Genomic DNA, 20,188 nt, shown 5'->3' with positions numbered 1-20,188 from the left:
TTATATTAATCTACCCACGAAAGGATTGTTATGTATGGTAAGAGTTAGTTTTTTAAAACCATGTGAAGTAGCGGAATTTGTTAAAGATGGAGATACTATAGTGACAGAAGGATTTGTTGCTAGCTGTTGCCCTGAATCCTTGACTAAGGCTTTAGAAAAACGTTTTTTAGAAACTGGTCATCCAAGAAATTTAACTTTGATGTATTCTGCAGCACAAGGAAATAGAGATGGAAGTGGAGCAGATCATTTTGCTCACAAAGGAATGACAAAAAGAGTAATAGCAGGTCATTGGAACATGGCTCCAAAGCTTGGAAAAATGGCTGTTGAAAATGAAATAGAGGCATATAATTTGCCGCAGGGAACTTTAGCTCAATTATTTAGAGATATAGCTGGTAAGAGAGTTGGAACTATAACTCATGTAGGATTAAATACCTTTGTTGATCCTAGAATAAGTGGAGGAAAGTTAAACGAAGTTACTAAAGAGGATATAGTTAAGCTTATTGAGATTGAGGGAGAAGAAAAGCTTCTTTATAAATCCTTTCCAATAGATGTTTGCTTCCTAAGAGGTTCATCAGCAGACGAATGTGGAAATGTAACTTTAGATAGAGAGGTGGCAACCTTAGATGTTACTTCAATTGCTCAAGCTTGTAAAAATAACGGAGGAAAAGTTTTTGTACAAGTTGAGAGAGTGGTATCAGGGGGATGCTTAGATCCTAGACTTGTTAAGATTCCAGGAATATATGTTGATGGAATTGTTTTAGCTGAACCATGTGATCATGAACAATGTTTAGGAATGAAATTTAATCCAGCTTATACAGGAGAAGTTAGAATTCCATTAAGCAGCATAGAAAAAGCACCTTTAAATGCAAGAAAAATAATTGCAAGAAGAGCAGCTATGGAGCTTAAAAAGGATACAATAGTTAACTTAGGAATTGGTATACCAGAGGTTATATCACTTGTTGCCAATGAAGAAGGTATTGGAGATTATATGACACTTACAGTTGAATCTGGTCCTGTTGGAGGAGTACCTCAAGGGGGAGCTGCCTTTGGAGCTTGCATAAATCCAGATGCTATTTTAGATCAGCCTTATCAATTTGATTTTTATGATGGTGGTGGAGTTGATTTAGCATTTTTAGGATTAGCTCAAGCTGATAAAAATGGAAATATAAACGTAAGTAAATTTGGACCTCGTATAGCAGGATGTGGAGGATTTATAAACATAACGCAAAATGCTAAAAAGGTTATATTCTGTGGTACTTTCACAGCTTCAGGATTAAAAGTAGAAACTGGAGATGGAAAGCTTCATATAATTCAAGAAGGTAAATCAAATAAATTCCTTGAAGATGTTGAGCAAATAACTTTCAGTGGAGAGTATGCTAATAAAACTAATCAGCCAGTTATGTATATAACTGAAAGAGCTGTATTTGAATTAAGGAATGATGGACTACATTTAACAGAAATTGCTCCAGGAGTTAACCTTGAAGAAGACATTTTAGCTCACATGGACTTTGTTCCTAAGATAGATGAACCACTTAAGCTTATGGATGAAAGAATATTCTACGATAAGCTTATGGGTCTTAAATAAAAATAGTAAGATCTTAGATTATTAATGAAATTAATCTAGAATTAAATGATTTAAAGAGTTGTAACTCTAGATATAATTACAGAATTTTGGGAGGAATTAAGGTATGGATTTCAGTTTAACACAGAAACAATTAGACGTACAAAGAGCAGTAAAAGAATTTGCAGAAAGGGAATTAAAACCATTTGCTATTGAAAATGATGAAAATAGTACATTCCCAATAGAAGCTTATAAAAAGTTAGGTGAATTAGGTGTCATAGGACTTCCATATTCAACTGAATACGGCGGAACAGGTGGAGATTATCTTTCATATGTCTTAGCTATAGAAGAAATTTCAAAGGTTGATGCATCTATGGGGATAGCAGTATCAGTAACTACTTCATTATGTGCTGGTGGAATTAGTAATGCATCAGAAGAGCTTAAGAAAAAATATCTACCAGATATACTTTCAGGTAAAAAGCTTGGATCTTTTGGATTAACTGAACCTAATGCTGGCTCAGATGCTGGTGGAGTTATTACTGTAGCTGAGAAAAAAGGAGATAATTATATATTAAATGGGGCTAAATGCTTCATAACAAATGCACCTTTATCAGGAACATTTATAGTTTTTGCTCTAACAGATAGAACAAAGGGACCTAAAGGATTATCAGCATTTATTGTAGAAAAAGATTTCCCAGGAATATCAATAGGAAAGATAGAAGATAAATGTGGTATTAAATCAGCACAGGTTTCAGAAGTTCTATTTAATGACTGTGTTGTACCAGCTAGCAACTTAGTTGGTAAAGAAGGTGATGGATTCAAAATAGCTATGAAAACTCTAGATGGAGGAAGAATTGGGGTTGCTGCCCAAGGCTTAGGAATAGCAGAAGGAGCTTTTGAAATAGCTAAAGAATACATGAAGGAAAGAAAACAATTTGGTAAACCTTTATTTAAACAACAATATTTAGCTTTCAAAATGGCTGAATTAGCAGTTGAAATTGAACAAGCTAAGTATATGTTATATAAGGCAGCAATGGACAAACAAGAAGGAAAACCTTATTCAGTATCAGCTGCTAAGGCTAAACTAGTTTGTACAGATGCAGCAATGCATGTTACTACTGAAGCTATTCAAATGCTTGGTGGTAATGGATATATGAGAGAGTACCAATTAGAAAGAATGATGAGAGATGCTAAGATCACTCAAATTTATGAAGGTACAAATGAAATTCAAAAATTAATAATAAGTGGAAGCTTATTTAGATAAGGAAATAAACTTACATTATCTGCAGTTTTAATTAACTGTAATTAAAAAATACACAACTATAATAACTAAAAGTTAAAAATCAATTCATTTTATATAGTAAAATATATATTAATACTTAGGAATTTTAGTAAGCTTTAATTAACCCTTAAAGAACTTTATTTAAATTCCAAATTAAAACCTTAGGTTTGTAATTTTAAAATAACTAAAAACAACTAATAACAACTAACAACAAAAATAAACAACAACTAATTAATAAATAAATCATCCCTATTACCCAAGGGGTGATTTTTTTATGGTTTAAAACTTAAGTTTTAGGAAAAATAAAAATTTGTCTTATATAAGCAAAAAACTCTATGCCTTATAGCATAGAGTTTTTAGAAATTTTTAAAGGGTAGTGAGTTATGTTAAATTTTATGGTTTGATGTATAGATATCCTTCTGATTGCTTTTCAGCAAGTTCAATAATTCCAGCAGGAACTACCTTACAAAAAGAGAACAATTCATCTTTAGATATATTGAACTTATTAAGTGAGTTATTACATACTGCAAAAACTACTCCTTGTTCAGCCGGTTCAATAATTTTATCTATTAGATGAGTATTTCTAGCTATCAATTCTCTTAACTGAAATACAGCCATAGAGTTTGCTAACACTTCTAATTCATATTTTCTATTGGTCTCCTTAGCATTGTTTAATACATTTTTTAAGTTTTCTAAAACCATAGGCCATTTATTAGGCTCATCAATATGAAATATAATTTTCAACTTAACCACTTCCAAACTTAGATTAATTTCTAAGGTGTTATATAAATATTAAATAAGATTTTAAAGTTGCTGATGTTATTTCTTTGTTCTATAACCACTTACAGAAGTGGACTACTTCTTAGTAAATAGATTATTTTGTCTAAATTTACTAAGCGAATTTTTAACAGTACTTTGAACAAAATTTCTAACATCAACAACCTTGTCTTTAATATATTACTTTAAAAATAAATAATCAAATAAGGTAAAAATAAGATTTTTAAAATAATAGATTTATTTTGATAATATTTAGGTTTATTACAATTTTATAATCATAGTTTTTAATAATTTGTATTTAAAACTTAAATATGTGTATTTTTGTAATGATTAGAATATAAAAGAAGTTGAATTGTGAGGGGATAGGACTTTTTGAATACGTTTGCTGTAAAAGTTTCAAAAGTCCTATGTTTTTGTGAAAATGTTTGCGAACAAGTTATGATTGTCCGATATCATATCAATAAACTTCAATGTAATAGTTTGCAGGGGAGGTTATAATAGCATCATAACATTTAGTAAATGATTTTATTGAGGAGATGATTTTATGAGAAAGGCTTTTATATGCCCAACAAAATATGTTCAAGGAGAAAATGAATTACTTAATTTAGGTTACTTTGTAGAGACTTACGGAAAGTCAGCACTTTTAATAGCTCATCCAGAAGATATAAAGAGAGTTAAAGATAAATTAGATGCAACAGCAAAGAAATTTAACATTGAATTTGTAGAAGGCGGATTTAAAGGTGAATGTTCACGTCAAGAAGTTAAAAGACTTCAAGATCTTGCAAAGGAAATGAAATGTGATTGTACAGTAGGTCTTGGTGGAGGAAAAGCTTTAGACACAGCTAAATGTGTTGCTGAAGGTGAAAAACTTATAGTAGTACCAACAATAGCAGCTACAGATGCTCCAACTAGTCACTCAGCAGTTTTATATACAGAAGATGGATCATTTGATGATTATGCATACTTTAAAGCAAGCCCAAGTGTTGTTTTAGTAGACACAGAGGTAATAGCAAAAGCTCCAACTCGTTTCTTAGTAGCAGGTATGGGAGATGCTTTATCAACTTACTTTGAAGCAAGAGCAACATCAAGTTCATTTACTAAAGTCAATGCGGGATTACCATGTGGGGTAAGAGAAGAAAAATGTAGACCAGCAATCGGAACAAATGCTTCATTAGCACTTGCTAAGCTTTGCTATGAAACATTATTAGAAGACGGAAAGAAAGCTAAAGATGCTTGTGATTGTAACTGTGTTACTAAATCTTTAGAAAACATAGTAGAAACAAACATATTATTATCAGGTTTAGGATTTGAGAGTGGTGGATTAGCTGCAGCTCATGCTATACATGATGGTTTAACAATATTAGAAGGAACACATGGATATTTCCATGGAGAAAAGGTTGCTTTTGGAACAATAGCTCAATTAGTTCTTGAAAATGCACCAAAAGAAGAATTATATGAAGTTTTAGATTTCTGTTTAGAAATAGGTCTTCCAGTATGTCTTGAAGATATAGGTGTAACAGAAGTTTCAGATGAAGAATTATTTGAAGTTGCAGAAAAAGCTTGTATACCAGAAGAGTCAATTTACTCAATGCCATTTGGAATAGAAGTTTCAGAAGTAGTATCAGCAATTAAATTAGCAGATAAGATAGGTAAAGACTACAAAAATAGAAAATAATTTTAATAGCAAGGGAGAGTTTAACATGAAGAAAATAATGAATTCAGCAGAAACACTAGTAAGAGAAATGTGTAACGGAATGGTTATGGCACACCCAGAGTTAGAATTTTTAAACAAGTATAAGGTTGTTAAAAAGAAAGATATTAATGAAGATAAGGTAACACTTATAAGTGGTGGTGGAAGTGGTCATGAACCAGCACATGCAGGGTTTATAGGAAAAGGTATGTTAGATGTAGCTGTATGTGGAGATGTATTTGCTTCACCTTCACAAATACAGATTTATCAAGCGATAAAAGCATCTAAGAGCAATAAAGGTACACTTCTTATAATCAAGAATTATAGTGGTGATATGATGAACTTTAAAAATGCAGCTCACCTTGCTACAGAAGATGGAATAAAAGTTGATTACATAAAGGTTGATGATGACATAGCTGTTGAAGATAGTCTTTATACTGTAGGACGTAGAGGGGTTGCAGGGACTGTTTTAGTACATAAAATAGCAGGAGCAGCTGCTGAAAGAGGAAATAGCTTAGAAGAAGTTAAAAGAATAGCTGAGAAAGCTGCTAGCAGTGTAAAAAGTATAGGATTTGCTTTCACATCTTGTACTGTTCCAGCTAAAGGAACTCCAACATTCGAATTAGGTGAAGATGAAATGGAATATGGAGTTGGAATACATGGAGAGCCTGGAATTCGTAGAGAAAAAATAGCTACAGCAGATGAATTAGCTGAAAGAATGGTTAATCAACTTATAAATGAATTAGATTATAAAGATGAAGAATTAGTTGTACTTGTAAATGGATTTGGAGCTACTCCTCTTCAAGAGTTATATTTATTAAACAACTCAGTATTTAGAGAATTACATAAAAGAGGAATTAAAGTTTGTAAAAACTTCGTTGGCAACTATATGACAAGTATAGATATGGCTGGAGCTTCATTATCAATAATGAAACTTGATGATGAGTTAAAAGAGTTAATGAAAGATGAGTGTGATACTCCAGCATTTAAAGTTAGTAATCATATGGATATGAATGAATATGAAGAAGTAGTAATTGAAGAAAAAGAAATTCCAGTATCATATAAAGTTGAAACTTGTGAATCATTCAAAGAAATAAAGGACGAAAAGATTTCACTTGAGAATATGATTTACATATTAGATAAAATGAGTGAAGTAATAATTGATAATGAAGTACCTTTCTGTGAATTAGACTCTCATGCAGGTGATGGAGACTTTGGAATGAGTGTTGCCAAAGGATTTAGAATACTTAAAAGAGAGTGGAAAGATATATTAGAAATAGAAAACTTAAATATATCAGAATTCTTAAATGCTTGTTCATTAGTTATAATGGAGCACTGTGGTGGAGCATCAGGTCCAATATGGGGATCAGCTTTCAGAGCAGCAAGCAAAAATGTTATAAACAAAGATGAATTAACAGTTAAAGATTTTGCAGAGATGATGCAAGAAGCAGTATTAGGAATTCAAAAAACTGGAGAGCGTTCATTTGGAAGAGGAGCTGTAGTTGGTGATAAAACATTAATAGATGCTTTAGTACCTTGTGCAGATTCTTGGACAAATAGTGCTGAAGAAGGATTAAGTTTCAAAGAAGCATTTAAAAATGGAGCAGAAGCAGCAGTTTTAGGAGCTAAGAAAACAGAAGAAATAGTAGCTCGTATGGGTAGAGCTGGTACAGTAGGTGAAAGAAGTATTGGTTATCCAGATGCAGGAGCATATGGTTTAGGTGTAATCTTCACTGAAATATCAAATGATATTAAATAAATTAAGATATGTTATATAGTTAAATAATTCAAACAGTTTTATAGAGTAAAAGAATGTATTAAAGGATTAAGCTTGTTATGATAAGCATCTCACATTTGCCTTTAATACATTCTTTTTTTTATTTTCTTATTAAGGTAGGCAAGACAAATCTCATAATTTTTATTAAAAATAAATTTATTAGATAATTTATTTTTAATATATATTTTTAAATAAAGTTATGTAAAGAAATATTTATATTAAGTAATTTATTATTTAATAGGGTATTTTTAATATTTTATATATTAAGCTAATTAAGTCATTAATAAAAAAATTAATAAAAGGATATATAATATAGGTAAAATTATGAGAGGAGAATAGTGTATGGAACATGTAGTGAAAAAGGGCGAAAATACACAAGAGGTTAAATATAATAAATGGGCTATATTATTTTGTGTAGTTACTATGACCTTCATGTCTTGCATAGATGGTAGCATAGTAAATGTAGCTTTGCCTAAAATTTCATATGATTTAAATAAGCCTATATTAGATACTCAATGGATTGTAACTACTTATCTTATGGTTATATCAGCCTTAGTATTACTTTGTGGAAGAATTGGTGACATAAAGGGTAAATGTAAGGTTTTTAAAGTCGGCGTTTTAATTTTTACAATAGGTTCATTCTTTAGTGGGTTATCAAAGACATTGCCTCTTCTTATAGTGTCTAGAGCAATTCAAGGGGTTGGAGGCTCCTGTGCAATGGCAACTGGTATGGGAATAATAACAGCTTTCTTTAATGAAAAAGAGAGAGGAAAGGCAATGGGGTTATCAGCTAGTGCAGTAGCTATGGGAGTAATGGTTGGACCTGCATTAGGTGGTATTTTAGTCTCTATAAGATGGGATCTTATATTTTGGATTAATGTACCTATTGGAATAATTGCTTTTTTACTTTCAATGGTTTATCTTCCTAAGATGGAGACAAATTCAAAGGAAAAGATAGATATAAGAGGAACAATAGTATTTGCAATATTTATAGTATCAAGCATGTTATCTATAACAAAAGGGGAAGTTTTAGGTTATACAGATAAATATATAATGTTAGGATTTATAGTATCTATAGTTTCTTTTACAGTATTTATATATTTGCAAAAGACAGTGGAATCACCAGTTTTAGATTTAAATTTATTTAAGACTAAACTATTTTCTCTAAGTATAGTGTGTTCAGCACTTTCATTTTTAGCTATAAGCAGCATGAATATAATAATTCCACTTTATTTAGAACAAGCATTACAAATGAGTTCTTTACATGCAGGATTATTTTTAATGATTTACCCACTATGTCTATCAATAGTTGCTCCACTTAGTAGTTCTCTTTCTGATAGATTTAATGGAAGATTGATTTCATTAATAGGAATATCTTTATTAACAGTAGCTCTTTTCTTTATGGGAAGAATAAATATAAATAGTACTTTAATTTATTTAGGAACTTGCTGTGCTATTATGGGGGTTGGCAATGGAATATTTAAATCAACAAACAACGCTCTTGTTATGGAAAAAGTGCCTAAGCATAGACTAGGTATTGCAGGAAGTGTTAACTCATTAGTTTCAAATTTAGCTATGGCCTATGGGTTTACATTTGCAACAACAATCTTATATGGAAGAATGAGTTATAGACTAGGGTATAAGGTCACAAATTATATACCAGGCCATGAAGAGGCATTTTTATATGGATTAGATTGTGTATTTTTTTCAGCTACAATAATGTGTTTAATCGCATCAGTAGTAGCATTTATTAGATATAGAAGAAAAGATATATAGGTTAAATTAATATATACAGAAGGAATTTTTATAATATTATGTAGAAAAAGCTTTAATCTATTTTTTATTTTAATAATATAAAAAAATAATTAGTTTGTTTTATGTAATTTTATCCATAAAATAGTGATAAATTTTAAGTAGACAATGCTTAAATTGATAAAATAATAATTATTATAAAGAAGTGTTTATTTATCTTTCTAAGAGTGATATAATTAAATTGCAAACAATGTTAACAAAATGTTCATTAATTATGTTTGTTTTTAGGAGGGTTATAAAATGAGTAAAAAAGTAGAAGAATTAAAAAATGAAGTTATGGCTGATGTAGAAAAATCTTGCGTAGAAGACATAAAAGCTCATATGATTGATAAAATAGAAGAGGATGTAAAAGTTCTTGATGAAGATAGCAAAGCTTACAAAGAAGATGAAAAAGAAGCTGCTAAATTAGGAAAAGCTATCAATAAAGAATTAGATAGAGAAATAAAAGAAGAAGCTGAAAATGCTAAAGAATTTGCTAAAGAATTAAAAGCTGATATAGAATCAAGAGAATAATATTTTAAATAATTAAATAAAATTTTCACATTACTTTTGATGTAAAAAGACTGTATGTAATATCCCGAAAGTGCATATAGTCTTTTTATTTTGCTTAATTTTAGTTTTAATAAATAGTAATAAAAAAAGTATAATACAATAAAAATATTGTATTATACTCTTTTTTTATTATTAAAAGGGTTATGTAATTAAGGAATATAAATTTGTTAGCTTTGATGCTAATTAATATTCAAAATTTATTTGAACATTAATTAATTTCAAATACTTAATAAATGTAATGGAAAGTTTAAATAAAAATATTTATTTAAACATTAATTAATCTTAAAGCTTAGAGTATAGTTTGAATTTTTATTTTAAACTTCAGGTGTAAGTAAATTAAAGCTTACACCTGAAAGTTTATGCTAATCTAATTCAGAATTAGCTATATGACCTTTTAAAATTTCGGCTGATTTTATTAGGTTTTCTTTTTCTTCATTTGATATAGGGACATCTAGAATTTGTCTAGCTCCACTTCTATCAACTATAGTAGGCATTGCTAAATAAACATTATCAATTCCGTATTGGCCTTCAAATAGAGAAGAAACAGTTAAAATAGCATTTTCATCACGAAGGATTGCTTCAACTATTCTTGTAACGGCAAGAGCTACAGCATAGTTTGTATATCCTTTGCTATTTATTATTTCATAAGCTGCATTTTTAACTTTTTCAGGAAGTTCCTTTTTAAAGGAGCCATCGCAGTTAGCGCAAACTGTTTTACAATATTCTTCAACATTTGCTCCAGCAATATTAGTTAAGCTCCAAGCTGTTATTTCTGAGTCTCCATGTTCTCCAATTATATATGTGTGAACATTTCTAGCGTCTATATCAAAATGTTCTGAAAGCATATATTTTAATCTTGAAGTATCTAAGACAGTTCCAGATCCAATAACACGTTCTTTAGGGAATCCAGAAAGCTTGTAAGTTATATAAGTTAAAATATCAACTGGGTTTGATACTACTAAAAGTATTGAGTTTGGGCTATATTTAACAACCTCAGGTACTATACTTTGGAAGATTTTTAAGTTTTTATTTATAATATCTAATCTTGTTTCGCCTGGCTTTGGACCAACCCCAGCAGTTATTATAACTATGTCAGAGTCTTTTGTATCTGCATAGTCTCCTGATTTTATATCAACAGATTTAACAAATGCCGCACCTTGTGCTAGGTCCATAGCTTCAGCATGTGCCTTATCCTTATTTATATCAACAATTACTATTTCGGATGCTAATCCATCTTGCATTAATGCGAAGGCTGTTGTTGAACCAACGAATCCTGCACCTATTATTGAGATTTTATTAGTTTTTTCTCTTATCATATATATCATCTCCTAAACTAATTCCTAGTTAATTATATAACAAATAATTATTATTATCAAGTAGTTTTTCTATTATTTTCTATGTTTAGAGTATTTAAGTAGGTATTTATTCTTATAATCTAAAAATCTTTATAAAAATATTCTTTCTAAATAGAAGGATATTTATACTTGTAAGAGAATATAAGTATTGAAGAAAATATATTTAAGAGTGTAAAGATTTGATAATTAATAAGTAATAAATTTGTGGGCTTTAGGATAAAGAAAAATATCTTTAAAAACTTAAATATATTTTATTAGAAATATTATTTATAGGGAAAGAAGAGTTAAATTAAAAAAGAAAATGGGGCTTAAAGTTTTTTATTTAACTCTTATAAGAATTAAGAGGTTGTATCAAAATAATTTATAATATAAAGCTTAAAATTAGTAATTTAATTTATTAATTTTTTTAAAAAATAAGTTTTATATTAAAGTTTTGATGCAACTTCTTAGTTTAAATAAATATTTAAGTGAAAATATATAATTATAAAGTGATATTTTGGGAAAAATAGTATATAATTGAATAGTAATAAAGAGAAATATTATTATTTTAAAGGGGTGAGCATCTTTGATAAAAATAAAAAAAAATATCAATAAAGATGCCGAAAAAAAATATGAATATAGATTTTATAGGTACTTGGGCTTAGTTTTAATTATTCTTTTTTCCTGTATAGTTACTGTAAGTAATTTAATAAATCCAGGAGAAACGAAGAAATTAATTTCAGAGCTAGTTAGAAAGGACTATAGTGATTTTTTTCAGTACGAATTACAAAATAGTGATAAATCACTTCAAGAGATATATGATTCATATTCAAAGAATGAAAATATAGAAGTTTATAAGCTCATGGCCTTAAATACTATATATTTTGGTGGAGATAGAAATAGGTATTTAGAGCCCTATATAAGACCCTACATAGATAAGTATAATTTATCACAAAATGATAGATTGAAATTATATGAAGATGTAAATAAAGAAATAAAAAATATTGAAAATAAGTATATCTTTAAGTTAATTGTTAAGAGATTTTCACCATACATACTTGCTATTGCTTTTGTAACTTTAATAATGGGAAGTGCTTCATTTATTAGAAAGAGAAATAATGTTGAAAGAATTATAATTAATATTTTAATATTTTTAGCTGGAATATATATATGTTATTTATCTAGTATAAGTGTGAAGCATGGAATATGGATTAATTTAGCTATTATGCTGGCTCTAGCAGAGTTTATTATAGAAAATAAAACTAAGTTATTAGAATATATTGGAGGATCTATTATACTAATTATTTTAGTTTTAAGTATATTAGGTAAATTTGAGTATAAGTCAAATGAATTAGATAAATATGATGTAAATAAATTAGTTTTAGTAAATAATTTTCAAGGAGCTAATTTTGCTAATGAAGAGCATGATATTCAAAGAAGTGGACGAGCTTTATATTCTGAAATTAAAAAAGAGAATATGATATTAATAGATAATTCTAATGAAAATATAAATAATTTAATTGAAAATAAAGAGAAAATCATATTTAATAATAAAGAAAATAATAAACCTGTATTTTATATGTGTTTATATAATAATATTCCAGTATATAGATTAGCCTTAGTTAAGGAAGGCCAAATAGTAAAGATATATGAGGGAGTATTAAATCCTTATATGAGAAGTACACTTATGAAGTTAGAAAGAGGAAAAGGGCATAAGAAAAACAAAGTATGCAATATAGAGATGCTTAAAACAATAAATTAAGCTTTAAATTTTATGTGAATTAACATTAAAAAAATCATAATGATATATTAAGAGGAATATTTATATACTAAGGACAAATTTAATTATATTTAGTTCTTAGTATATTTTTTTAGGCAGAATGTTGTTTTATGGAGTGATTTCAGTGGAGTACAAAAAAGAGCAATTCAATGAAAAGGTTTTAACTAATCATATTACTAAGGAACAATGGATTGATATTTTGAAAAATAGTAATTTAATTGGATTAAGAGATATGAAAATATTGCTTAATTTATATGGTAGCAATGGACAGCCCCTTAAGACTTCTTTAATAGGAGAGCATTTAGAATTTGGAGATATTAGTGCTAGAATTCAAAAGATGTGTAAAAGAATAGAAGAAGAATTAGGAATAGGTTTAGATGAAAAAAGCGAAATAGGAAGTTGGAAATATAAATTTAGACATTGGTTTATTATGCTAAATGGATCAAAGATATATGATGAAAAGGAAGAAAAAAATTATTTCACCTGGACATTAAAAAATGAGCTTAAAGAAGCTATAGATTTTTTATTAGGAAAAGAATAGTATGACTTAAAGAAGTATTGTATAAAATAAGATAATAAAACTTATGCTTATTAATAAAGCAAGTTGTTTAAAAGATTAGTGTTTTATTATTTGTTTTTTATACAATACTTTTTTTAAAATTATAAATGCAATTTGAAGAGTTTGACAGTAAGAGCCTTATGAGGTTAATATCTTATTAGCTTAACATAAGAAAGGAGGGAGATAGTATGAATAGAAAAGAGATAAAAAGTATTGCTAAATCTAAGTTAAAGGGAAGATGGTTTAATATTGTCTTATTAACTTTAATCATAGCAATAATTGAATTTGGAGCAAGTGAGATTATTGGAAGAACCGCAGGAATAACTTCTAATATTTTAAACATAGCTAATAACTTTTTATTAATGCCAGCCATAACGGCTTCAGGGATTATATACACAATTAAATTTGTTAAGAGTAATGAAGTAGTAGCTTTAAATTATGCTATTCCAAGCGTTAAAACTTGGGGAAGATTTATAATGAGTATGATAGTTACTATGATCTTTAGTATTCCTATACTTTTAGTTGTGTTTTTAGGAAATATATTTTTAGTGTTATCTATAACATCATTACATAGTGCAATGCTTACTGGCCAAATATCTATGAATCCTATGATAGGAGTTTGGGGAGTAGTATTTTTAATAGTTATATTAGTATTAATTTTAGCTGCTATAGTAGGAATTTTATTATTCCCATTACCATATTTAATGGCTGAAGATACCTGTGGAATATGGGAAGCTGTTAAAAGAAGCTTTAAAATAATGAATGGTCATAAATGGGAACTATTTATTATGGGACTTAGCTTCTTAGGATGGTTAATATTATCAGCATTAACTCTTGGAATAGGATTATTATGGCTTCTACCATATATCCAAGTTACTTTAAGAATATATTATCTTTCAATTACAGGAAGAGAAAGTGAAATAAATTAAAGTTAGGACTGTATCCTCAATGGGTACAGTCATTTTTTTAAGTTTACAGAATTGACATAAATTTGATATGATGTTAATCTTTTATTAAAAATAGAAGGAAGTGATTATTTTATGACCAGAAAAGAAATAAAAAGTTTATCACAAGATAAGCTAAGAGGAAGATGGACAAACTTTCTTTTACTTGTATTAATAGTTTTAGGAGTACAAGGACTAGTTACGTATTTCATATCGAATGTAGAAAGTATAGGGCTAAGTTCAATTTTGAATTTAGGAAATAGCTTTTTATTAGGACCTTTTCTTGAATCTTTACTTGTAGTTTTTGTAATTAAATTAGTTGATAGAGATGATAAGGTTGGATTAAAAGAATCTATTCCTTCATGTAAAGTATGGAGAAATTTTATTAAGAAGTTCCTTGCTTTAATATTATTTGAGCTTCCAATATCACTTATAGCATCAATAATTGCTGTGGTATCATTTATTAGTATAATATCAAATCATTTTTATGAGTATTTATTTATGGCTTCTATGAATTATGAAGATATATTAAGTCAATATATAGGTATCTTTATTATAATAATATTAATAGTAGCTACTTATAATATTATAGTTTCATTATTCTTTTTCCCTGTTAAATATATTATAGTTGAAGAGCCAGAACTTGGTATATGGGAAGCTGTAGGAAAGGCTTTTAAAATGATGAAAGGTCATAAATGGGAGCTTTTCGTATTAATTTTAAGTTTTATAGGATGGGCAATACTAGCTGTTTTACCTATAGTATTAGGAAGTATAATTATTGTTTTAATGAACTTAAGTGTAAAGATATTACCTATTTTCTCTATAGGATTAATATGGTTCTTTGTATATAGAGATACTATATATAGAGTTTATTATCTTTCAATTTCAGAAAGAGCATTAGAAATAGGAAAAGATGAGTTAAATCAGGATATTGAAGTTGAAGAAGAGGACTTCGAATTTAGAGATTAGTTTAAATGCCTAAGAAATACAATTAAATGTGTTTCTTAGGCATTTTTATTTTAGAAAAATATATTACTATTTAATTTTTTAGTGTAATGAATTTACTAATAGAAATTACTTTAACTTAATACTAATTAAAAATATTTACTTAAGGGGCTCCATTACCCTGTCTAAGATATTATTAATTTCTGCAATTGATGTACCAAAGTTTGTTATAGGAACTAAGGCATCATCACATATTCCTATTCTATTCATTATTTCAGCTTTGTTAAACATGCATCCTCCACAATGAATTACAAGGGCATATTCATTAAGATTCTTAGGAAAGTCCTTACCAGAGCAATTATGAACTATTATTCCAGGACAAGTTTCTTCTAACCAAGTAGGTAGTTTTTCTCTTGCTATATCACCTTTTAATTGATGGTGAGTACAAGCTTCTGCTATTAAAACTTTATCACCTGCTTTAAGATTCTTTATTGCTTTGGCTCCTGAATAGAACTTATCTAAATCACCCTTGTATCTAGCCATAAGTATTGAGAAGGAAGTAAGAGGAACACTTCTATCTAATTTTGCATTAACTTGTTTAAATACTTGAGAGTCAGTTATTACTAAGTCAGGCTTACCATTAAAAATTCTTAATCCTTCATCTAATTTATCTAATGTAACCATAGTTGGTATTCCACCATAATCTAATATATCTCTTAATACTTGAACTTGAGGAAGTATAAGTCTTCCTTTAGGAGCTTGTATATCTTGAGGAGCTACTAAAAGAATTTTATCTCCAGCTTTGATTTTATCACCTATTATTGGGCTTTCAGTTATTGAAGAGGGTGATACATTGACAAGTTCTTTTTTTAATTCATTTATGTTTAAATTATTTTTAGCACTTATGGCAACACAAGGTATTCCTAATAATTCACCAATTTCTTTTAAAGAATTATTTAAATTACTATCAACAAAGCAATCTTTATTAGATAAAGTTGTTTTATCAATATCCTTTAAATCAATTTTAGACTCAATTAGTTTATTAGGAACTAAATCACACTTGTTAATAACTAGTATAGCTGGTTTCTTAGCCTTTTTTAATTTATTAAGCCATAATATTTCCTTAGAAAGCATGTCTTTAAATTCTATATTTGATTTTATTGCCTCTAGTATTTCAGAAAGGGAAAGGGTTATAAGAGCCACATCAGTCTTTCCTACAACCTCTTCAGTTTTTTCAACTCTAAGCTTACCTATTTCTCCTTCATCATCAAAACCAGCTGTATCAACGAAAACAACAGGTCCTAGGGGTAAAAGTTCCATTGCCTTATAAACAGGGTCAGTTGTTGTTCCCTTAAAGTCTGATACTAGAGAAATGTTTTGACCTGTTAGGGCATTTATTATGCTAGATTTCCCAGAGTTTGTTTTACCAAAAAGAGAAATATGAATTCTACTTCCTCTAGGAGTTTCATTAAAATTACTCATAAATTTTTCTACTATTGCAAGATGTAAATAGTAGAATTGCACCTCCTTGCATTAATTCTTGTGTGAAAATATTTTCAATTGTGAATAAACCTGTGGATAACTTTTTTAATGAATTTTTACTTTCAAATTCTAGTTAAATAATGAAAATAAGCCTTTAAAAAAGTAAAAAAATTACAGTTAAGAATGGCTTAATATAGCCATTTACAGGAGTTTTTATCTTTTGAAAAAATTACTTTTTTAAATAGTAAACTTTATTAAAAGATAATAGGAAAATAGTATAATTTTTTCGTTTCTAAACAAGTTATCCACATAGGGGTGTGGATAACTTTAAGGTTATTCACAATATATAGTTGTGTAATATTTAAATACATACTAAATATTGATAAGGGAAAAAATGTAATTAAATATATTGAAAATTTTGGGTATAAAAACTATGAATAAAAATTTGTATATAAGTAATAAAAATACAATATTTAGTACAAATAAAGCTTTGTTTCTTTAAATTTAATTTAAAATAAGCTTAATATATAGAAATTTTAGCTTAAAAACAGTATGAAATAATAAAAGAATAATTAATATTTTACTAAAAGCTATTATAAAATCTGTGATTTGGTATATGTTTTTAGTAAATAAAATTATAAAAATTATTCAAGAATAATTATATAATTTTGAGTATGAGATTAGAAGGGTATTTTAATCAAATAATATAAAACTAAAAAAGGACAACTCTTAAGGAAAGAAGTTGTCCATAATAATCAAATTATTAATTTTAGTGATGAGGCACTAAAACTACCTCACTACAATCTTCGAAGTTTAAAGAATTTTCATCTATATCTTTTATAGTTAATAAGAAATCATTAGCATTTATTTTTAATAGTGGATAATCTCCAATATTGTTTTTTGTATCATTGCATCTATAGCCTTCATTTTGAAGGTGAGTTATAACTGCATATTTTAAAGACTCCATAGAAGAAAAGCCTTTCTCTAAAGTTAAAACTATCTTGTGTATATTACAACAAGTTCTTCTTTCTAATGAATTTTGATCTACTGCCATAAAAAAACCTCCCTCACAATAAGTTAAACTCTCAAATCATTCCTAATATTTACATAATGTTTAATTATATTTTACAACCTTTACATTTAATAGTCAAATTTTTAACAATGTATTTTAAGGTGTATTATTATGAAAATATTTAGGAATAGGTTGAAAAAATAAGAAAATAAGAGAAATTTAAAGAAAAAATGATTTTCATTAAAATTTTTAAATTAACAATATGAATATGATAAAGATTGATATGCACAACATTGTAGATAATATAACAGTGTTGTTTATGAGTTTTTCATATTCTGGACAATGTTTACCTAGTTACTACAAATTTAATACTTTTTTTAGTATATTCCTTATTGAACCTTAAGGTGAATCCAATTATAAATATATAAGTTTAACCTAAAGTTTCTAATATAAAAACTATACAAAAAAGAGTAGTATAAGAGGATCCAAAAGATGGTAGCTAAAATTTTCACAAAAAAAGCCAGCTTACGCTGGCTATATATTAATTATAAATTGATTTTTAGTTTTGATTTTGATTGTTAGTTTGTACCCATATGAAAGATATAAATTTTAATATGGAGTTAAAGTCATAATTTTTCATACAGGTTTTGCATGAATAAATAATCATTAACTTTAATTAATTAAAGCTAGTGAATTAATGTGATATAAAAAGTTACAATATATTTAATTAACTAGAATCTTAAATCTCTAGTTCCGTTACTTATCTTATTTATTTTTTCTTCAACAGATTTTCTAAATGATTCATTATCTATTTCATCTATTGATTTTTTAATTAATTTATCTCCGATTTCTCTTGTTCTATCTGTGCCGTAATCATCAATAAATTCTTTTAAAGTTATTAAAGCATTAGCTTCACATATTTTATAAAGTTCACCACTCTTAACGATGTCCATAAATCTTTCGCCAGTTCTACCTTCTCTATAGCAAGCTGTGCAATAACTTGGTATATATCCAGCTTCCATAAGGCTTTCTATCATTTCAACTGGTGATCTATGATCTCCAACTTCAAATTGTGGTTTCTCTTCAGGATCGATGTATGATTCTGAATAACCACCAACACCTGTACATGAACCTGTACTTACTTGAGAAACTCCAAGAGCTATTATTTCATCTCTTAAGCCTGGTTCTTCTCTTGTTGAAAGTATAAGACCTGCATATGGTACTGCTAATCTTAAGATAGCAACAATCTTTTTGAAGTCTTCATCATCAACTAAGTAAGGATAATTTTCTAAGCTAACATTTTCAGCTGGTCTTATTCTTGGAACTGATAGTGTATGAGGACCAACCCCTGTAGTTTCTTCTAAATCCATTGCATGCATAAGCATTGCTAATGTTTCATACTTGTAATCATAAAGTCCATATAGAACTCCCATACCAATATCATCTATACCAGCTTCTCTTGCTCTATGCATAGCTGTTGTATGATAATTATAGTTATGTTTTGGACCACTTACATGTAATTTTTCATAAGTTGGTTTATGGTAAGTTTCTTGGAATAAGATATATGTTCCAATTTCAGCATCTTTAAGTCTCTTATAGTTTTCAACTGTTGTTGCAGCTATATTAACATTGATTCTTCTTATTGACCCATTATCAAATTTAATTGAGTATATTGATTTTATACAATCTAAAATATAATCTAGAGGAGCATTAACTGGATCTTCCCCAGCTTCAAGTGCTATTCTCTTATGACCTAGGCTTTCAAGAACTTTAACTTCTTCAATAAGTTGCTCTTTGTTAAGTTTCTTTCTTTTTAACTCATCATTACAGTGTTTATATCCACAGTAAGTACAGTTATTTACGCAATAGTTACTTACGTATAAAGGTGCAAATACAACAAGTCTTTTTCCATATAATTTTTCCTTAACTTGTCTAGCTGCTTTAAACATTTCTTCAATAAGCTCTTTATCTTCAAGATTAAGAAGAACAGCAGTCTCTTCAGGTGTTAACCCTTCTGCACTTTTACTTTTTTCAATGATTTCTCTAACTAGTTCTTTGTCAGAAACAAGCTCTTTTCCTTTTGCTATAAGACTATTAATTTCATCATCCTTAATAAAATCTAAAGCATTGTACTTTTCGTTATCTTTTAACATAACAAATCTCCTTTAAAATTACTTTTAGGGTATGTCAAAAAATAATATAAACAACTAAAATATACTTATGGGAACTCAATGATTAAGAGGCTTAAAGCGATTAAGCTAAAAGCTAGTTTTAGATATGGCAGCTTTAACGGAAACACCTTTAAGTTTACCGATTTTTCCTGTTATAGCTGAAATTTCATCGGTGGTTCCATCAACTACAATAGATATAACTCTAATGTTCTTTTCTTTGTATGGTAACCCCATTCTTCCAACAATTAATTTGTCGTATTCACTTAAGATAGAATTTACTTCTTTTATATTATCAAGGCTTTCAATAACAATGCCAACAACGGCAATTCTAGTACTCATACTGTCATCAAACCTTTCTAAGATTCAAAAATTTTTTATTACCTTTTTGTTCAGAGAATTCCTTACAATTAGGGATAAAGTATATTTATATTATTTTTTTGACTGGTTTCTCAGTTGAAAGAAGTATTTTTACATATCATCTCGCAACAAAGAAGACACATTATAATTATA

At 28.2% G+C, this 20,188-nt stretch carries 16 protein-coding genes; 10 read left to right on the top strand and 6 right to left on the bottom strand.

What is annotated here, in order from left to right:
- Positions 1-34 precede the first annotated feature (34 nt).
- On the top strand, positions 35-1,585 hold the full coding sequence (locus I6G60_RS01005; RefSeq protein ID WP_003479887.1) for an acyl CoA:acetate/3-ketoacid CoA transferase: 1,551 nt from the start codon (positions 35-37) through the stop codon (positions 1,583-1,585).
- 103 nt (positions 1,586-1,688) lie between these two features.
- Entirely contained in the window at positions 1,689-2,825 is a 1,137-nt protein-coding gene (locus I6G60_RS01000) for an acyl-CoA dehydrogenase family protein (RefSeq protein ID WP_003459936.1), read from the top strand.
- A 411-nt stretch (positions 2,826-3,236) separates the two neighbouring features.
- On the opposite strand, the gene I6G60_RS00995 is transcribed toward I6G60_RS01000, so the two are convergent.
- Entirely contained in the window at positions 3,237-3,596 is a 360-nt protein-coding gene (locus tag I6G60_RS00995) for a DsrE family protein (protein WP_223932417.1), read from the bottom strand.
- A 568-nt stretch (positions 3,597-4,164) separates the two neighbouring features.
- Between I6G60_RS00995 and I6G60_RS00990 the strand changes: the two genes are divergently transcribed.
- The 4 genes from I6G60_RS00990 to I6G60_RS00975 all read left to right on the top strand — a co-directional run bounded on the left by I6G60_RS00990 (position 4,165) and on the right by I6G60_RS00975 (position 9,412).
- The gene (locus I6G60_RS00990) at positions 4,165-5,295 is read left to right on the top strand and encodes a glycerol dehydrogenase (protein ID WP_003448555.1); all 1,131 of its coding nucleotides are present in this window, start codon (positions 4,165-4,167) and stop codon (positions 5,293-5,295) included.
- A gap of 25 nt (positions 5,296-5,320) precedes the next feature.
- Positions 5,321-7,069 (top strand): dihydroxyacetone kinase subunit DhaK, encoded by a 1,749-nt coding sequence (dhaK, locus tag I6G60_RS00985; protein WP_003470051.1) that lies wholly within the window; start codon positions 5,321-5,323, stop codon positions 7,067-7,069.
- A 360-nt stretch (positions 7,070-7,429) separates the two neighbouring features.
- A complete protein-coding gene (locus I6G60_RS00980) occupies positions 7,430-8,863 on the top strand; it encodes an MFS transporter (protein WP_096071762.1) in 1,434 nt (477 codons plus the stop codon).
- Positions 8,864-9,139: 276 nt separating this feature from the next.
- Positions 9,140-9,412: a hypothetical protein gene (locus I6G60_RS00975; protein WP_003448587.1), complete on the top strand. Its 273-nt coding sequence runs from the start codon at positions 9,140-9,142 to the stop codon at positions 9,410-9,412.
- 401 nt (positions 9,413-9,813) lie between these two features.
- On the opposite strand, the gene I6G60_RS00970 is transcribed toward I6G60_RS00975, so the two are convergent.
- The gene (locus tag I6G60_RS00970; protein WP_003448546.1) at positions 9,814-10,767 is read right to left on the bottom strand and encodes an L-lactate dehydrogenase; all 954 of its coding nucleotides are present in this window, start codon (positions 10,765-10,767) and stop codon (positions 9,814-9,816) included.
- 604 nt (positions 10,768-11,371) lie between these two features.
- Between I6G60_RS00970 and I6G60_RS00965 the strand changes: the two genes are divergently transcribed.
- The 4 genes from I6G60_RS00965 to I6G60_RS00950 all read left to right on the top strand — a co-directional run bounded on the left by I6G60_RS00965 (position 11,372) and on the right by I6G60_RS00950 (position 15,037).
- Positions 11,372-12,547: a hypothetical protein gene (locus I6G60_RS00965; protein ID WP_011009615.1), complete on the top strand. Its 1,176-nt coding sequence runs from the start codon at positions 11,372-11,374 to the stop codon at positions 12,545-12,547.
- A 142-nt stretch (positions 12,548-12,689) separates the two neighbouring features.
- Entirely contained in the window at positions 12,690-13,106 is a 417-nt protein-coding gene (locus I6G60_RS00960) for a hypothetical protein (protein ID WP_025648282.1), read from the top strand.
- Positions 13,107-13,312: 206 nt separating this feature from the next.
- Positions 13,313-14,053: a DUF975 family protein gene (locus I6G60_RS00955; RefSeq protein ID WP_197925545.1), complete on the top strand. Its 741-nt coding sequence runs from the start codon at positions 13,313-13,315 to the stop codon at positions 14,051-14,053.
- A gap of 111 nt (positions 14,054-14,164) precedes the next feature.
- The gene (locus tag I6G60_RS00950; RefSeq protein ID WP_060669431.1) at positions 14,165-15,037 is read left to right on the top strand and encodes a DUF975 family protein; all 873 of its coding nucleotides are present in this window, start codon (positions 14,165-14,167) and stop codon (positions 15,035-15,037) included.
- A gap of 135 nt (positions 15,038-15,172) precedes the next feature.
- Here the strand turns inward: I6G60_RS00950 and I6G60_RS00945 are convergent, their stop codons facing one another.
- The 4 genes from I6G60_RS00945 to I6G60_RS00930 all read right to left on the bottom strand — a co-directional run bounded on the left by I6G60_RS00945 (position 15,173) and on the right by I6G60_RS00930 (position 20,017).
- The gene (locus I6G60_RS00945) at positions 15,173-16,495 is read right to left on the bottom strand and encodes a GTP-binding protein (RefSeq protein WP_041707605.1); all 1,323 of its coding nucleotides are present in this window, start codon (positions 16,493-16,495) and stop codon (positions 15,173-15,175) included.
- A 769-nt stretch (positions 16,496-17,264) separates the two neighbouring features.
- A complete protein-coding gene (locus I6G60_RS00940; RefSeq protein WP_003448604.1) occupies positions 17,265-17,549 on the bottom strand; it encodes a hypothetical protein in 285 nt (94 codons plus the stop codon).
- A 689-nt stretch (positions 17,550-18,238) separates the two neighbouring features.
- Positions 18,239-19,660 (bottom strand): [FeFe] hydrogenase H-cluster radical SAM maturase HydG, encoded by a 1,422-nt coding sequence (gene hydG, locus I6G60_RS00935; protein WP_049039940.1) that lies wholly within the window; start codon positions 19,658-19,660, stop codon positions 18,239-18,241.
- Between the two features lie 105 nt (positions 19,661-19,765).
- Complete coding sequence (locus I6G60_RS00930; RefSeq protein WP_003448558.1) at positions 19,766-20,017, bottom strand: TM1266 family iron-only hydrogenase system putative regulator; 252 nt, start codon at positions 20,015-20,017, stop codon at positions 19,766-19,768.
- Between the last annotated feature and the right edge of the window lie 171 nt (positions 20,018-20,188).

The sequence above is a fragment of the Clostridium perfringens genome (genome assembly GCF_016027375.1).
Taxonomy (GTDB): Bacteria; Bacillota; Clostridia; order Clostridiales; family Clostridiaceae; genus Sarcina; species Sarcina perfringens.
The sequence above is the reverse complement of the archived record's forward strand: the minus strand, read 5'-3'. Positions and strand labels throughout refer to the sequence as shown.

Excerpts from the sequence above, each read along its gene's own strand:
- hydG (WP_049039940.1), bottom strand. The coding sequence starts at position 19,660 with ATGTTAAAAGATAACGAAAAGTACAATGCTTTAGATTTTATTAAGGAT.
- I6G60_RS00955 (WP_197925545.1), top strand. The coding sequence starts at position 13,313 with ATGAATAGAAAAGAGATAAAAAGTATTGCTAAATCTAAGTTAAAGGGA.
- I6G60_RS00945 (WP_041707605.1), bottom strand. The coding sequence starts at position 16,495 with ATGAGTAATTTTAATGAAACTCCTAGAGGAAGTAGAATTCATATTTCT.
- I6G60_RS00940 (WP_003448604.1), bottom strand. The coding sequence starts at position 17,549 with ATGGCAGTAGATCAAAATTCATTAGAAAGAAGAACTTGTTGTAATATA.
- I6G60_RS00975 (WP_003448587.1), top strand. The coding sequence starts at position 9,140 with ATGAGTAAAAAAGTAGAAGAATTAAAAAATGAAGTTATGGCTGATGTA.
- I6G60_RS01005 (WP_003479887.1), top strand. The coding sequence starts at position 35 with ATGGTAAGAGTTAGTTTTTTAAAACCATGTGAAGTAGCGGAATTTGTT.
- I6G60_RS00930 (WP_003448558.1), bottom strand. The coding sequence starts at position 20,017 with ATGAGTACTAGAATTGCCGTTGTTGGCATTGTTATTGAAAGCCTTGAT.
- I6G60_RS00970 (WP_003448546.1), bottom strand. The coding sequence starts at position 10,767 with ATGATAAGAGAAAAAACTAATAAAATCTCAATAATAGGTGCAGGATTC.
- I6G60_RS01000 (WP_003459936.1), top strand. The coding sequence starts at position 1,689 with ATGGATTTCAGTTTAACACAGAAACAATTAGACGTACAAAGAGCAGTA.
- I6G60_RS00980 (WP_096071762.1), top strand. The coding sequence starts at position 7,430 with ATGGAACATGTAGTGAAAAAGGGCGAAAATACACAAGAGGTTAAATAT.
- I6G60_RS00950 (WP_060669431.1), top strand. The coding sequence starts at position 14,165 with ATGACCAGAAAAGAAATAAAAAGTTTATCACAAGATAAGCTAAGAGGA.
- dhaK (WP_003470051.1), top strand. The coding sequence starts at position 5,321 with ATGAAGAAAATAATGAATTCAGCAGAAACACTAGTAAGAGAAATGTGT.
- I6G60_RS00990 (WP_003448555.1), top strand. The coding sequence starts at position 4,165 with ATGAGAAAGGCTTTTATATGCCCAACAAAATATGTTCAAGGAGAAAAT.